The sequence below is a fragment of the Roseovarius tolerans genome (assembly GCF_900109855.1).
Lineage (GTDB): Bacteria > Pseudomonadota > Alphaproteobacteria > Rhodobacterales > Rhodobacteraceae > Roseovarius > Roseovarius tolerans.
The window spans coordinates 1-14,310 of sequence record NZ_FOBO01000032.1 but is presented as its reverse complement, the minus strand read 5'-3'; the positions used below and the strand labels follow the sequence as shown (position 1 = coordinate 14,310).

General features: G+C 56.7%; 14 protein-coding genes, 1 tRNA gene, 1 rRNA gene and 1 pseudogene. 6 read left to right on the top strand and 11 right to left on the bottom strand.

Annotated elements, in window-relative coordinates; all coding sequences use genetic code 11:
* Both rrf and BMX04_RS18490 read left to right on the top strand, forming a co-directional pair.
* Positions 1 to 99 (top strand): 5S ribosomal RNA (rrf, locus tag BMX04_RS18495); the annotation flags it as partial.
* A gap of 138 nt (positions 100 to 237) precedes the next feature.
* A tRNA-Met gene (locus BMX04_RS18490) sits at positions 238 to 314 on the top strand.
* Positions 315 to 708: 394 nt separating this feature from the next.
* Here BMX04_RS18490 and BMX04_RS18485 read toward each other — a convergent pair.
* The 4 genes from BMX04_RS18485 to BMX04_RS18470 all read right to left on the bottom strand — a co-directional run bounded on the left by BMX04_RS18485 (position 709) and on the right by BMX04_RS18470 (position 4,232).
* Entirely contained in the window at positions 709 to 1,212 is a 504-nt protein-coding gene (locus BMX04_RS18485) for a fasciclin domain-containing protein (RefSeq protein ID WP_074788320.1), read from the bottom strand.
* 117 nt (positions 1,213 to 1,329) lie between these two features.
* Positions 1,330 to 1,923, bottom strand: a complete 594-nt coding sequence (locus tag BMX04_RS18480; protein WP_276325625.1) for a site-specific integrase — start codon at positions 1,921 to 1,923, stop codon at positions 1,330 to 1,332.
* A gap of 517 nt (positions 1,924 to 2,440) precedes the next feature.
* The gene (locus BMX04_RS18475; RefSeq protein WP_074788319.1) at positions 2,441 to 3,430 is read right to left on the bottom strand and encodes a hypothetical protein; all 990 of its coding nucleotides are present in this window, start codon (positions 3,428 to 3,430) and stop codon (positions 2,441 to 2,443) included.
* A gap of 1 nt (position 3,431) precedes the next feature.
* A complete protein-coding gene (locus BMX04_RS18470) occupies positions 3,432 to 4,232 on the bottom strand; it encodes a hypothetical protein (RefSeq protein ID WP_175477414.1) in 801 nt (266 codons plus the stop codon).
* Between the two features lie 211 nt (positions 4,233 to 4,443).
* On the opposite strand from BMX04_RS18470, the gene BMX04_RS18465 reads away from it, so the two are divergent.
* The gene (locus BMX04_RS18465; RefSeq protein WP_139194633.1) at positions 4,444 to 5,358 is read left to right on the top strand and encodes a hypothetical protein; all 915 of its coding nucleotides are present in this window, start codon (positions 4,444 to 4,446) and stop codon (positions 5,356 to 5,358) included.
* Positions 5,359 to 5,370: 12 nt separating this feature from the next.
* Here the strand turns inward: BMX04_RS18465 and BMX04_RS18460 are convergent, their stop codons facing one another.
* The 4 genes from BMX04_RS18460 to BMX04_RS18450 all read right to left on the bottom strand — a co-directional run bounded on the left by BMX04_RS18460 (position 5,371) and on the right by BMX04_RS18450 (position 8,027).
* Positions 5,371 to 5,976: a hypothetical protein gene (locus BMX04_RS18460; RefSeq protein WP_074788316.1), complete on the bottom strand. Its 606-nt coding sequence runs from the start codon at positions 5,974 to 5,976 to the stop codon at positions 5,371 to 5,373.
* Positions 5,977 to 5,978: 2 nt separating this feature from the next.
* A complete protein-coding gene (locus BMX04_RS18455; protein ID WP_074788315.1) occupies positions 5,979 to 6,623 on the bottom strand; it encodes a hypothetical protein in 645 nt (214 codons plus the stop codon).
* A 140-nt stretch (positions 6,624 to 6,763) separates the two neighbouring features.
* On the bottom strand, positions 6,764 to 6,931 hold the full coding sequence (locus tag BMX04_RS19700) for a hypothetical protein (protein ID WP_244888593.1): 168 nt from the start codon (positions 6,929 to 6,931) through the stop codon (positions 6,764 to 6,766).
* Between the two features lie 424 nt (positions 6,932 to 7,355).
* Positions 7,356 to 8,027 (bottom strand): hypothetical protein, encoded by a 672-nt coding sequence (locus BMX04_RS18450; RefSeq protein ID WP_074788314.1) that lies wholly within the window; start codon positions 8,025 to 8,027, stop codon positions 7,356 to 7,358.
* 1,385 nt (positions 8,028 to 9,412) lie between these two features.
* Between BMX04_RS18450 and BMX04_RS18445 the strand changes: the two genes are divergently transcribed.
* The 3 genes from BMX04_RS18445 (at position 9,413) to BMX04_RS18435 (ending at position 12,478) form a co-directional block, all read left to right on the top strand.
* Complete coding sequence (locus BMX04_RS18445) at positions 9,413 to 10,147, top strand: class I SAM-dependent methyltransferase (protein ID WP_244888592.1); 735 nt, start codon at positions 9,413 to 9,415, stop codon at positions 10,145 to 10,147.
* Between the two features lie 25 nt (positions 10,148 to 10,172).
* Positions 10,173 to 10,862, top strand: coding sequence for an N-acyl amino acid synthase FeeM domain-containing protein (locus tag BMX04_RS18440; RefSeq protein WP_074788312.1), 690 nt, complete (start codon positions 10,173 to 10,175; stop codon positions 10,860 to 10,862).
* Positions 10,863 to 11,038: 176 nt separating this feature from the next.
* On the top strand, positions 11,039 to 12,478 hold the full coding sequence (locus BMX04_RS18435; protein ID WP_244888591.1) for a sensor histidine kinase: 1,440 nt from the start codon (positions 11,039 to 11,041) through the stop codon (positions 12,476 to 12,478).
* A gap of 129 nt (positions 12,479 to 12,607) precedes the next feature.
* Here BMX04_RS18435 and BMX04_RS19695 read toward each other — a convergent pair.
* The 3 genes and pseudogenes from BMX04_RS19695 to BMX04_RS18425 all read right to left on the bottom strand — a co-directional run.
* A pseudogene (locus BMX04_RS19695) lies at positions 12,608 to 12,778 on the bottom strand (IS256 family transposase); the annotation flags it as partial.
* A gap of 215 nt (positions 12,779 to 12,993) precedes the next feature.
* Positions 12,994 to 13,410, bottom strand: a complete 417-nt coding sequence (locus BMX04_RS18430) for a response regulator (protein ID WP_074787314.1) — start codon at positions 13,408 to 13,410, stop codon at positions 12,994 to 12,996.
* Between the two features lie 62 nt (positions 13,411 to 13,472).
* Positions 13,473 to 14,310, bottom strand: an 838-nt coding sequence (locus BMX04_RS18425) for a sensor histidine kinase (protein ID WP_139194632.1), incomplete at its 5' end; no start/stop codon positions are given.

Genomic DNA, 14,310 nt, shown 5'->3' with positions numbered 1-14,310 from the left:
CGAGCAAAACACCCGGTCCCATCCCGAACCCGGCCGTTAAGTGCCGTCGCGCCAATGGTACTGCGTCTCAAGACGTGGGAGAGTAGGTCGCCGCCAAACCTGGTAAAATCCGAAACACAAAACGTATCTCTCAACGATGACACCAAGCCCCAACACTCTCCCGATGGGGCAACACCAAAACGGCCAAATCCCAAAACGGGAAATGCCGATACGGGCCAAACGCCCAAAACAAAGCGTCGCGGGATGGAGCAGTCCGGTAGCTCGTCAGGCTCATAACCTGAAGGTCGTAGGTTCAAATCCTACTCCCGCAACCAAAATATCTAATTAATTACAGTAAGTTATGCGGCGCTCAGACGCCGCTATCCGCGTTGGCGATTTGGGCGTGGAAGCACTGTGGAAGCAATAGAAACGCACTCAAGGGTGTGGCAACCGCGCAACGAGCATACACATTAGCACAAGTAACTAGTTTCGTAGGAACTCGCTGCCCACTCGTAAGCCGGGTCTTCGGTGACATCCGTGGGTGTTCGAGGATGCCAGAATTATCAAGAAAAGCATCTACAATACCAGATACAAGCCCTATATCTGATACTATGGGTGGGTTAGCTTAAGCGTGGGCTACTCAGCCCAACCGGTCTTCTCCTTATAGACAATAAAGAAGCCCGACGGACATAGGTCCGTCGGGCTATCGCGTCTTACTTACAGATTGAGTTAGGGCAAAAGCACTTTGTCGATGACGTGGATAACGCCATTGGTCGCCATGATATCTGCAGACGTGACGTTTGCATCATTCACGCGGACAGCCGCACCGTACTTGCCACCGGTACCGTCGACATTGACGGTGCTACCCTGCACAGTCGTGACGTCCATCCGGGTGCCAAGGATCTGGTCGGAGGTTACTGCGCCCGGCACCACATGATAGGTGAGAATGCTCGTGAGCTGATCTTTGTTCTCGGGCTTCAGCAGAGTTTCCACCGTGCCTTCGGGCAGAGCGGCGAAGGCCGCATTGGTCGGTGCAAAGACGGTGAATGGCCCCGGACCTTTCAGAGTGTCCACAAGACCGGCAGCCTTAACAGCGGTGACGAGTGTTGAGAATTCAGGATTCGAGGCCGCGATATCGACGATATCATCGCCGTCATCAGTTTGTGCGCAGGCACCCACAGAAGCGATGATGCCAGCAAAAGCGAGCGACTTAACAATATTACGACGGTTCATACACTGTCCTTTCATTTCCATTCAAAAAACGGTTCAAATCACTCGCCACATACAAGCATCTTCTACGTCTATGATGGCTGGCTGGATCAAATTGACGCACATCCGAGCGGTTTTATGTCAGTCGGGCTGACCGACAAGCTTAAGCTTGGGTGCGCTGTCCGCGTTGCCACTGACAAACCCGCTTAGGCGATCCGCGTTTTCCTCTGCCGCCCGCCTTACGGGATCATCGGCAAGGTGCGCGTAACGCATGGTGGTCTGTATCTGGGTGTGCCCCAGCAACCGCCCGACCATCTGAATCGGCATGCCCGACGATACCGCGTTGGATGCGTAGGTGTGGCGCAGGTCGTGGATGCGCACATCGTGAAGACCAGCCCGCGCGCGGATGCGCCGCCATGGGGCTTGCAGGTCGGTGGCATAGCGGCCCGGCACCTTGCCCGCGATAACGTAAGGGTTGTCAGGCAGACGGGGCAGGGCGCTCAGCACCGCGCGTGCGGCTTGGGGCAGGGGGATGCGCCGTGCGCCGGTCTTGGTGTCGGGCAGCTCCATGCCGTGATCGGTGATGAAGCTCCATTGCAGGGTCTGTATCTCGCCCAAGCGACAGCCGGTCAGGATCAACAGCCGGAAGGCCGCGATCACGTAAGGCGTCTCCGATCCGTCGCGCTCGGCCTCGGCCAGCGTTTGCCCAAGGCGCTGCAGCTCATATTGGCTCAGAAACCGTTCCCGCTTTAGCGACCAGGAAAAATCGCAATTGGCTCATCAGATCGAAACCCTTCAAGGCGACGACGAACGGGGCTGAGATCGCCGGCGGGCGGCATCGTCAGTGGAAGTTCGATAAGCAGAGCCTCCTCAGTTTTGTGAGCACGAGTTTAATTACTCGGCTACTGATGCCACACGTAGCAATCGGATATGTCTTGAAAGCCAGCCATGGGCCGATCAAACCCACCGAAACTTTGCAGCCGCCTTTTCGATCCGCTCATCCAGCGGAACGGGGTGCTCATCTGATCAGCCAGAATTTGGGTCTCAATGTTGTCGCAATTGCCAGTTTTGAGATCGACGCGGGGAGCCGACAGAGGAGGGCCGGTCATCCGCAGATACTGCAGGTGAGGTCGACTCGTCAAAAATTCTCGCGGACTGCTGCAGACGCGGCTCGTACAGGTGCGGAATGCGAAACAAAGGGCGAGACGCGGATATTATCCGCGGGCGTGAGGAAATCACGCTGCAGGAACTCTCACAAAGACGTCTTCTTGCTTCGGACCGTGAGCAGGCGTTCCAGCCAGCCATAGCCGGCGATCGCGCCGAACACCATGGCCAAGAGTTGAAGCATAGGGTCGAGGATCAGCGACTCGAGGAAGGAGGGGCGGATTAACACCTCACGCGTGAAATAATACCGGATGCCCAAATTGTTGTTCACTGGTTCCCATTCGCTGTTGTCCGGCCTGCGTATGCGGTCCGACATTGCTGTCACTCGCATGAGTGCGCTTTCAGGATCGGGGAACATGACCGCGACATGCCCAGTCGCCGTCTCTCCGTCCGGCTCCACGAACCGGACCCGCGCTCCGGCCAAAAGCGCCCCTCCGCGCAGCTGGCGCATCTCGCCACGGGCCAGGCCGGTCAGCGAGTATCCACGAACTTGATAGCTCCCGTTCACGATGGAGAGCCGGTCGGTTTCCGAAAAGCGTGCCCCGATCTCGACTTTCCCGCTCAACGGCAACGTGCCGAGCGCATCGAGCGCAGCACGGCTCTCGAGCAGAAGGGCGCCTGCCTCGAGCCGGCCGATGTCGGAGCCTGCAAATCTCTCAGGCAGAGAGGTGATGTCTATCCGAAGCGCGTTCGGAAAGGACGTGATTTCGAGTTCGGTGCCCGCCGGTAAGATCGGTGTCGCAAGAGGATCTGGTCCTACCCAATGATGGGTTCGCGAGGGACACCCCGCGGCCGAGGACGGGACAGCCTTTGCCCTCTCGTTGTCGCCGATCCGTTCGCAATACCAGAGATCGCGGAACGCCTTGCCACTCAGCTCGGCTTCGAGCACCACCTTCAGCGCGCCGGTTTGCGCATCGACGATGATGGAGCGTGAGAGGTATCGTTCGAAGAAGATCCAGTACGCGATGAAGAGGGCAATGAACGATACGAGCACCACGCGCATAACGTTGGTCAGGGACGGACCCCGTCTGCCCTTGCCTTCGTGCGGCTCCGCGCGGTCGTCGGGCGCCGCGGACATGTCAGCCACCGCCGTCCGGCAGGACTACGTCGATCTCGAAGCTTTCCTCACCAAGGCTGCGGGTGACGTAGAAGGTGAGCGTCACACGCCCATCCCTCCGATGCGGTGTCAGCGTGTCGAGAGGCAGAATGCAGGCGGCGGTGTATTTCAGCGTGGAGGCGTCGGACACGTCATTGCAGGGTACGTAACCCGGATCGGAGCCGGGCACCGCGATCGTCGGGTTGCCAGCGGAATTAATGAAGACGTGCAGCGCCTCCACCTTGTCGCCTTGATTGCTTTCTCTCCAGACGGACGGCACAACCAGTTCGGTGCGGTCGCCGCAGCGCCCCGCCTTCACCAGCGAGACGGCGAGCATTTTGTCGAGGTCTTTCCTGTATTCCCCATGGTATGGAAAGACGCCTCCGGTGGCCGTCAGTTCGGTGGCGATCGCGTAGGTGTTGACGGCCTCAAAGCGGCCATCCTTGGAATTGATACGTACACAGTAGGGCCGGGGTTCCGTGTTACCCGGCTCCGACGAAGCGGGCGGCAGGTGAAGAACCGCGACATCAGCCGTGCTGCGCGGCAGGTCGTCGGCGAGCGGTATCTTCCGGTCCTCCCAGCCTTCCACTCTTCCCGGCCCAGGTCCGATCATCACGCCCATGACGATGTCACCGCTGACACGGCCCCATTCGTCCAAGCGTTCGTAATACGCGCCGTCCTGCGCGAGAGGGAACTCAACAATCTGGGCATGCGCAACGGAACCGGCTATGAGTAGGCTGAGCGTGAGCTTCACTGAATTTCCAAACCGACGGTTCCAACCCATGATTTCGTCTCCGGTCCCCATAGACGCTAAAGCTACCGCAAAACTTCGGGCATGCATAGCGGTCCTCTCAGGCTTGCTTATGGCCTGTGCAGCCTCACTGTCCGTCCAGGCGAGCGTCGTCACCGTGGAGCAAGGCAGCGGCGCGGGGCTGCTGATACGCCAAGGCGGGAATTGCTACGTTATCCTTCCGACGCATGTTCACGGGCGCAGCATGGATGGAATCCGCCTCGGCTCGGGCCGGGCCGGGGGACCGATTGGGACGGCAACGATCGTCTATGTCGCACCCGATGATGCGGACATCTCGCTGGGTGTTGTGCGGGGCGGGCTCGAGGCGGCATGCGGCAACGAATGGGGCAGCCTGCCGCGGCGCCTTGACGACAAGCTGACGCCGGGGACGCAGCTCATGCTGCAGCGACCGCGACAACAGGTGTTCGAGGGCCGCCGGCTCGTGGTCCATTCCAGCGGTCCGAAGCTTGTGCGCCTCGTGCCTGCCCCCGGCGAGCGGGCCGACCTATTTGGAGGCACCTCTGGGGCGGTGGCATTCAGCGGCACGACGCCTGTCGCGATGGTGCTTAAGGCGAGCAGCGCGAACGAGGCGCTGGCCATGCGGATGGATTCGGTCATGACGTTGGTCGGTCAGATCCTGGAGGCGCGGCCCACCGGGCCCGCGCCCGAAGTGGCGAAGGACGCGAAGGATGTCGATCGCATCGTGACCCTTCCGCAGGGCGATCCGTTGGACGCGGTAAGCTGGTCTGCGCATCCTGTTGACGATGCCGTCGACCCGGCGGCGATGCTGGCCGAGGAAGGCGCCTGGATCTTCCAACTCGGGCCCGAGCCGGTTCACCTGACCCTTCGTCTTGCGCGGACGGACCGGCTGAGCCGTATCCGACTGCGTACGGCCGTTGGGACTGGGTCCGCGATACCCCGCGAGATCGGGATTGTCACGGACAGCTCTACCGATGCTGCCCGGCCCCGCCCCTCGTCTATTCCGGCCCCCGAGATGACACCGGACGGAGAATTCGATCTACGGATCGGAGAACGCTTTGCCCACACCGTGACCATTACCATCCGGTCGAGCTGGGGAGGCGCATCGCCGGTGAGACTGGACGCCGTGTCGATCGACTGAAGGGTTCTGAGCTTATTCGGAAAGGTCGATGACGCCTTTGGACAGGTTCTGCTTGACCGCTTGCTCACCCTCCAGCTGGCCCGACCCGTTCAGTTCATAGGATCCCCAACTATCGCCGAGCCAGAGGCTCACCGCCTCACCGCGCATTCGCAGGAGGCAGCTCTCGTAGCGCGAGTAGGTCCAGCAGGCTTCCTCTTCCTTATAACCGTTGACCTTGAACGTGATCGAGCCGGCACCTTCAGCATCGATGACACCGCCCAACCGGTTCACTTCGTTTGCGAAATGCACCGTGGGCTCCTCGTCTATGGGATCGACGACGACACGGAGCGTCGGTTCGGCGTCGAAGATCGCGCGCAGTGTCGTGGCGCGAATAGCACGATCCGTGCTTTGAAGCCCGTGCCGCACCGCCATCCGTCGCTGATCGGCATCGCCCTTACTGATCAGCAGTTGCAGTACCGCAAGCGCCCGGTCCGGGTCGGGATCGTTGAGGCGCTTGCGGAATTCCTCCATTTCAGTGTCCATCGCATCGGCTGCCGCATCGATCTCGTCGAGAGAGACCTGAGCGAAGGCGGGAAGGGCGAGGGCTGCGCAGGCAGCAAGGATCGTCGGTCGAAGCATGGTCACCTCAGTTGAATGGTGGCGGGATAAACGGCTTTGGTTGTCACGTTCGTCACCTCACCGAAGAGAAGACCTTCGGGGTTCAGCGTCAGGCCGCCCTCGATTTTGCCCCTGTAGCTCATATCGACCTTCAGGCCCGAGACTGAGAGATGGTAATCCTCCCGGCACTCGCCTGCGCCATAGAGGTTCAAGCATTGAGTCTCGGAGATGCGGTCGGTGATGCCCCAAGTGCTGACCGCGCCGATCCAGCTGTCGAGCGCGGCGCGGGCGTCATCGTCGAGGCCCTCCGTGTTGACAACCAGTGTGACAGAGTCCTTCTGCAAGAGCGTCTCCCACAAGGCGCGGGCGCGGAGCCGTTCGTCGGTCGCGGACATGGCCGCGGCGATTGCAGTCTCCCGCATCATCTTGTCCCCGGTCTCCAGCATGACGTCGAAGGCTGCCAACGCGCGGGCCGCATCGGCCCCCTGAAGAATTTCCGTCAGCTGTCTGTATTGCCCCGACCGCTGGTCGATGTCGACAATCAGTGCGTCGATGGCCAAATCTTGCGACCTCGCGGGCAGCACGGACAAGCACAGGCCAAGGCAGCTCGCCGCCACCCTTAGCCAGATCGTCGTACCGCTGGTCAGTGGGCGTGCTTTTCCAATCATGGGGCCTCCCGGAAAATCTTGACGACGCAGCATATCAATTTGCGCAATTGATAACCCACATGTTGTGTAAGGAGAAAGGGAAATTCTTTCCGGACATCATGATTGGCCGTGCCAGCAATCCCGGCAAAGCTGACAAGCTCCTACACGGCTGAAACTACTGCCCAGATCAATGTCTGCCAGTTGGCCGCGCCGATGAAGATCGCCTGGTGTCTGACATGATCGAGCTGAAGCCGCCCGACCATCTGGATCGGCATGCCCGACGATACCGCGTTCGATGCGTAGGTGTGGCGCAGGTCGTGGGTGCGCACATCGTCTAGGCGAGCCCGCGCGCGAAATGCCCCGCGAAGGGCAGAAGGTTGAGGTTTCCGAGGCAAATCTTGACCTTTGAGGGTCTCCTAGCACCCCAGCCACCACATCTTTAGCTTTAATCCGATGCGGCCCTCGGCGGAAAACCGCGAGGAAAGTGCCCCGATAAGTGCCTCTCCGCCGATGACACCGACATTCCCGCAACACCCTTAGAGTGACAGCCTCCGCGGCGCTTGCCTGAGGTGGTGGCTCTCTCCGATGAATGACCCCAGCTGGAAATCAACATGCGGGGGCCTCCATGTCGAGTGCACTCATACTGGTCGGATTGGTGGTCATCGGAGGGCTTCTGCTCGGGTTGGTCTTAACCATGGACAGCTGAAATCCCGCAACGGGTGAAACGGGTTCCGCTGGCGCAGTCTTGCGGGGCTACTGGCCGTGTGATTGTTTTTTAAGGCGATCAAACGGATCGGAGTTCCATTTCTCTGGTAGGTCCGCCGGTTCCTCGAAATCAGGTAGATACAAGCCGGCGGTCCAGCGTTCGGGTAGTTTCTCGATCACCGCGGACAGCCTTTGGCTGGCTGCTGCGGCACGCCGCCTAATGCGCTCCGCTGCGTCCGGGTCTCGAGCCGCCAAGCGACGGTAGCGCGAAATCACCCAGTTCTGAACCTGGTCGGGACCAAAAGAAAAGTAGAGCACAACCCCTATCATCAAACCCACTAGGACCAAGAATATAATGAAGCCCGGGCGCCAGACAAAAACCGTAAGCAGAAGAAGTATGGATAGAATCCTTGGGGCATCGGGGCGCCTAAAGAAGGATGCGCCGAGCTCCAGCAACCATTGCGCTAGGGAGGTTTTGTGATTGGAGGGAGCGGAAGCCGGGTCCCTCGTGTCCGGTGCAGGGTTATCTGCTTCAGTTTGCGCAAATCCGGCCCGCCCCACGGCTTGAGGTTCATCATCCAGTTCAATTAAGGACCTAATGGCCTGAAGGTGCGGATCAATCGGACCGGCTCCCGTGGAGCTATGTTCCTCAGGGCGTGACCTGACTAGCTTTTTATCTGGTTCAGATTTGTCTCGCATCTTGTTCTCAAAGACTTTCAAGAGCTTTCCGGACGCGCTTTTCCGCTGATGACTTGTCGCGAACCGGATACAGGGCCGAATTAGACGTGCTCTCGGTGGTTAAGGCTCATGTTGGCTTTCACGTTACACAAAAAATTGGCGTAATTGTGGTGGCGTGAAGTGGACACGCCATTGCTAGTTCAGGACCACGGCTACTCTTTTCGCGTTAGTAAAGCATTGGTTCGGCATAAGCCAAATCGCCCTCCCGCAACCATAAATACTATACTTTGCATAACCTCCTGTTCACAGGAGGTTTTTTGCTGTGCGGGCTTCCCCTCCCCGCCAAGGCTCAACGCCAGAATGCCCGCAGGTTGGCGAGGCAATCGGGCTGACGATGCAATAGGGGAGGCACGGTTATCGCAAGTGTGCTGCACTGCTATGGCATTCTGGCTTGTAAGTCAGTGCCGGTCGCATTGAGCGGTTGTGGAGAAGATAGGGTCTCGACGTTCCGTCAATAAAACCGAATAACGGTCGCCTTTGTTAAATGGCGGGTCATGCATGCGGCTCGGGCCGGAGTAACGGACCCATGTTTACATCTATGCCTTTGCGCATTTCTGAGCGGATGCCCGGGCCTGTCTCATGCTGAGGGATAGTGGGCGAGTTAAACCTACAATCAAATTGAAACAGTCAGATCAGGCTGCTCAAATCTAACGTGACATCCAAGTGCGATATTCTCGATATCGAAGAGAATTCTAAACTTCCTCTTCGGAGACAGACTTGAGAGCCGCCATCGCCGACGGGGCCGCGTTGACGTTGTGATGAGTTGCGATGCCTAGAAAATGCATGACGAGATCAAGCATGGCCTGGTCGTTATCGAATGCGTGTACTTTCATTCCGCCTCCAGATTCATTCCGCCCAATAGATTCACCGATGTATCGCTCAGAATTGCGGTGGCATTTTGTCGGATCAGCACAATTTGCGCTCGGAATTAGCCTCCGTCGCCTTTTTTGGAGCACATTTTTCTTGCTGCGGACCGCAGTCGCTGTGGAGTGGGTCGGGATGTCTCACTCGGTCGAAACGGCGAGCTCTCTTGGCTCTAAGACGCTAGAATTTTCAGTCGATCCGCGTTGCAATTTTATGTTGTTCCCTGATTTTAAAGTGTATTTTTGGGCGATGATTGATCTACCTATAATAGAGTCTTACCCAGGGATTACCTAGGTCCCATGCAACAGTGGGCATGCAGCCTGTTGCCAAATCAGAAACGTTGAAGCCCCAATCGCGCGAATTGTTAACAAATGCCCTTGCAATATCAGCTTCGTGACGTAACCTGTTGTTAACAATAGAGGTCGTTCAGCAAGCCATTCCCAATCAAATCTTGGAGTCTCTCTTTCATGCCGTCACACGCGAGTGCTGAGGGGCGTAGCCCCATGAATTTCGACAGGTCTAAAGTCGATGACCGGTCGGCATCTGTCGATTGGAGCGCCTATGCAGTTGCCTACGACCTTCTGTCTACACACAACCCAGAGTATCTGGCGCTTATGCACGAGTTCGAAGACTTTCTTGCAGCAATCAAGACGCCGCGTTTGATCTATGACATCGGCGGAGGAACAGGCACCTATACCGAAATCGCAGCTCGAACCTGTCCCGGCAGCGAAATCCGCTTAGTTGAACCCGATGCAGGCATGATCGGATTGGCAAAGGCCAAATTGGCAGCTTACGGAAATATCACATACGACACACGAGCGATTGAAGAGATTGATGGGCAGGGTGCTGCCGATCTTGTCATCTGCGTTCACGCACTTTACGCGATGCCTGAGCACGAGCTACGTTTACGCGACCTGCGACGGTTGCTCCGCCCCGGTGGATGGCTTTATCTCGTAGATCTCGGTCGTTACATGAATGTAGCCGACTGGCGCAGGTATCTGTTCTCAAACCTGAAAAAAGAACGCGGCCTTCTCGGCGCGCTTCAGGTCTTCTGGCAGGGGCGAGAAATCGCCAAGCAGAACAAGGCAATCCTCAAAGCACAACAGGAAGGCGTCTACTGGACGCACACCGAGGCAGAGATAGCATCGGCTATCACTTCTGCGGGTTTCGAGATCCTGAGGCAGAACTCCGTATATCGCGGTTATAGCGACCTCCTCGTGTGCAAGGCAGCGCCGTAGTCGCGCACGGATGGAAGGACCCATCATGAAAAAGCAAGTTATCGAGGCGTTGAAGCACTCTCGCTATAAGGTTCTCACGGAAAGCCAGGACCTCGAGGACGTATATCGTCTGCGCTACAAATGCTATCGCGCCGAACGGTCGATTGCGGAAAACGAGCGCGGAATCATGGCCGACGCATTCGACGAGACTGCGAATTGCGTCCACGTCGGGGTTGAAATGGATGGGAAGGTTTTGGCGTCGGTGCGGCTGCATCTTGTATCGAAGCTCTGTCTCATATCGCCGACGCTGGAAGTTTTTCCCGAGGTTTTGGATAATCTCAAGCGCGGACAAACGGTTCTCGATCCGACCCGATTCGTGATCGATCCCGAGGCCCGAAAGAATCGAGTGCCATTGCATTTTTTGGCTCTGCGCATCCCGTTTCTCGCTGCCATGTTCTACGACATCGACTTGGCCCTTGCCCCAGTGCGGCCAGAGCATGCCGCGTTTTACCGCCGCTATCTCGGCTATGACGTGGCGATGAAACCTCGCAGTTATCCCGGTTTGAAAAAGCCCGTCCAGCTTTTGACCGCCAAGTTTCGCGAGCAGCGCGACGCAGTTCTGGCACGCACGCCGGTTTTCGGTACTGTGGACGAAATCCCACATTCCAACATTGTGTTTCCGGACCTATCGGGGGTTTATATCGCTTCGAAGGAGGCTCGTTCCCGAGCGGCGTGACCACAGCACGGCGTGCGCCTTGGTCGGGTCACATATGGTGATCGATGCCCAAGCCTGATTGCCGCGCGTACCGCCTCAAGCAATGTAAACTTTCTGAACTCTGCCCCAGATTGTGCAAGTAAAAGCCGCGTCTTGCCTGTCGAGCGGCTGATTTTCAACACATTGGCGCTATAAAGTTGAAACTTAACACAGCGGCAGAGGTACGCATGAAGCCCCTAAAATCGTTTTGGGTGACCAGGGTCGATTGGTTCAGCTCTGACGGTCGCGAACAGAGGATCAAGGATTACATACTCCTTGCCAATCAGCTTGTTTGGAAGCGGCAGGCGAGCTTTTTAGCTGCGGCCGTGCTGACGGCGTGCTACTTTGACCCCATCTCCATATTCGCTTTCTATGGAGTCGTATTCCTTACCGAGATGCTAGACGTGCTCCTCGGACGCCAGTCCAGGGCTTGGGATGGTCAGGACCCAGCCATGGGCCGACGGATTCTCAAACGCATCGCCCGCAACACAGTCCTAAGCGCGACCGCGATCAGTTTTTTTGTTATCAATATTGCTGTTCAGCAGACATCGGGTGGGCATTTCACGCCTCTCTTCTTCCTATTCTCTGCGTCGGTCTTCGCGGCAATGTACAATAGCCAAATGATCGGCATTCTGCTTTTGCGTCTGTGTATCTACGCTTTCGCGTTCCTATACATCGCGCTTCTTGATGTGTTGCGTTTTGTCCCGCCGCTCAGTTCCGAAATCTGGCTGGAGTTCTTCACGATTATCTTCGTGCTCTACTTTATTGCCGACATATCAGTGAAATTCTATTTCAGCTATCAATACAGGCTGGACCAAATGAAACTCATCAAGGCGGAACACGAAGCAACTAAGGCTGCCTTGGAGGTCAAGACACAATTCCTGTCGACTGTCAGCCACGAGTTACGAACGCCGTTAACCTCAATCATGGGGTCGCTTGACCTAGTCAACAATGGAATACTTGGCGAGGTGCCTGATAAACTAAAGCCCGTCATCGGCATGGCGGCCAAGAACGGGCATCGGCTTGCCAACCTGATCGACGATCTGCTCGACCTGCAAAAGATTGAAGCAGGCGAGATAGCGTTTCATTTCAAACCGGTCGAGGCGAACGACTTGGTAGATGAGGCCGTTGAAGCGACGGCAGGGTATGCTACCAAGTTGGGTATCCATGTCACGACAGTTCCCTGCGAAGAGGATTGCCGTTTCATGGGCGACCGAAGTCGCCTGATGCAAGTTATGAATAATCTGCTGTCGAACGCCCTGAAATTTTCGGAAGAGGGCAGCACGGTAAAAGTGAGGGTGGAAAACCTTGGCTCCCGCATACGTATTTCAGTCCAAGACGAAGGAGTTGGTATTCCAGAAGGTGCCAAGGACCGCGTGTTTGGAAAGTTCAGCCAAGTAGATTCCTCCGATGTGCGCAAGGTCGGCGGCACTGGTCTTGGTCTCAACATCACCAAGCAGATCATCGAGCTCCACAACGCCAGCATTGATTATGCCAGCGAACTGGGAGTCGGTTCTACTTTTCGTATAGAATTTGACCGCCTCACAGAACGAGGAGGCGCACGCGTTGGCCAAGACCCCGGCGCGCAAGCGGCCTGATGATCGTCAGCGGGTTGTCCGTCATGGCTATGGGCTGGTGCGCAGCATTAGACCGGAATCGGAGCGCTCGATGTGCACCGCCTGAAGGCGCGCGACCGCGAGGTTGCACCGGATGACGAAAGGGTGCGCTTCGGGTAAGTTACCATGACGCACCAGACGTGCCCGTCCGTCGCCGAGCCTTTGCCAGAAAAAGGCGTTCATGAGCGCAGCCAGTTCCGCCTGGATCGCCTGTTAGGTCAGCTTGCGCGCGCCATCGCGAAGGTTGTCGGTGAAAGGGGTGGATGTCGCCGCAAACGACACTGAAAACCGCGCCGCTTAATCAGGTCGCGTCACCCAAAATCCCGCATAGCTCTTGAAGAACGATACAGAGTCCCAATTGATCTTAAACCCGCAAACTGGACCGTTTGAAGGTGGAGTCTTCCGCTACGATTTCCCGACTGGGATAGGAGGGCAGAGGATGAAAAACGGGTCAGGGACGTTTGTCTGGGGGCTCCGTTCTAGAGGCACCTTGGAAGTTAGCTTCTCAACATCACCCTCTCAGATTCAACATCGTTATAAATCTGCCAGAGTGCGCGGAGTTGAGCGGCGAGGTCCATCGGATCAAAGGGCTTTGCTATGACGCCCAACGCACCATCGCGGCGAAGATCGTTTGACAAGTTTTCGTTGACCCGCGCTGTCATGAATACAACGGGTACATCATTTAGGCCGGGAACTTTGCGGAGCTCGCAGAGCGTCTCTTTGCCATCCATGTCGGGCATCATGTAATCCAGAAGCAGAAGGTCTGGACTAAAAGATGCGGCTTCTTCGGTTGCCTGTTTGCCGGAAGCACATTGCAGGAGCTCAAATAGACCAATCAACTCGAGAGCCATAGCTGCTATGGCTCGAATGTCATCATCATCATCTACGTGCAGTATTCGCTGCAACTCTCTCATCACGCCGCCCTCTTAGTGTGTCGCACTTCAGCCAAGTATAGAAATAACTCGCATGACAAAGACTAAATTTCCAATGGCTTAGCATCATCTAATAGAATCTTCTCAGGGTTGTTGAGATTGTCCAACGTGCTCTCTATTTTAAATGCGTGATCAAGCTGTTGAGGTTGAATTGTGTGCATGGGTAGTTTTACAAAAAATGTTGTGCCTTCACCGCATTTACTCACAAAGTCGATCTCCCCGTCGTGTGCATGAACTATTCTCTGAGCAATAGCCAAACCCAAGCCTGTTCCTTTGCGTTCTTTTCCATCAGGGCTGCGCAATTGAGCGAAACTTGCGAAGACCATGTGGTACGCTTCCTCAGGAATTCCGGGCCCCTTGTCCGTCACGGATATTTTCCAGAAACCATTTTCAGAATCTAGCATGACTTGAACGGTTTCCCCCGCAGGTGTGAATTTCGCTGCGTTTGATAGAAGGTTTGCCAGCACTTGTGTAAATCGTGCCGCGGACACACTTGCGATCGCGTCGGTGAGGTCTGTCTCGAACTGGAAGTTGACGCGCAACTCGTCCCCATACCCCCTGTTCATTTCGACGACTTCATCGACAAGCGCCACAAGGTCGACAGGTGCCTTGTCCATTTTCATTTTGCCCGCCCGGATTTTCTCCAGATCTAAGATGTCGTCGACTAGAAGGAGTAGCTGCTCTGTATTGCGTACGGCGATATCCAAAGCTTGCTTGGCGTTGTTGTCAAAAATGCCGAGAGTTCCCGAATGCAACAGTCGAAGCGATCCTTTGATTGAAGTCAGTGGGGTGCGCATCTCATGGCTTACGACCGACACCGCCTCCGTCTTGGCGCGCTCGATCTTCTTGCGCTCGGTAGCATCACGCAGAACGGACACAAAC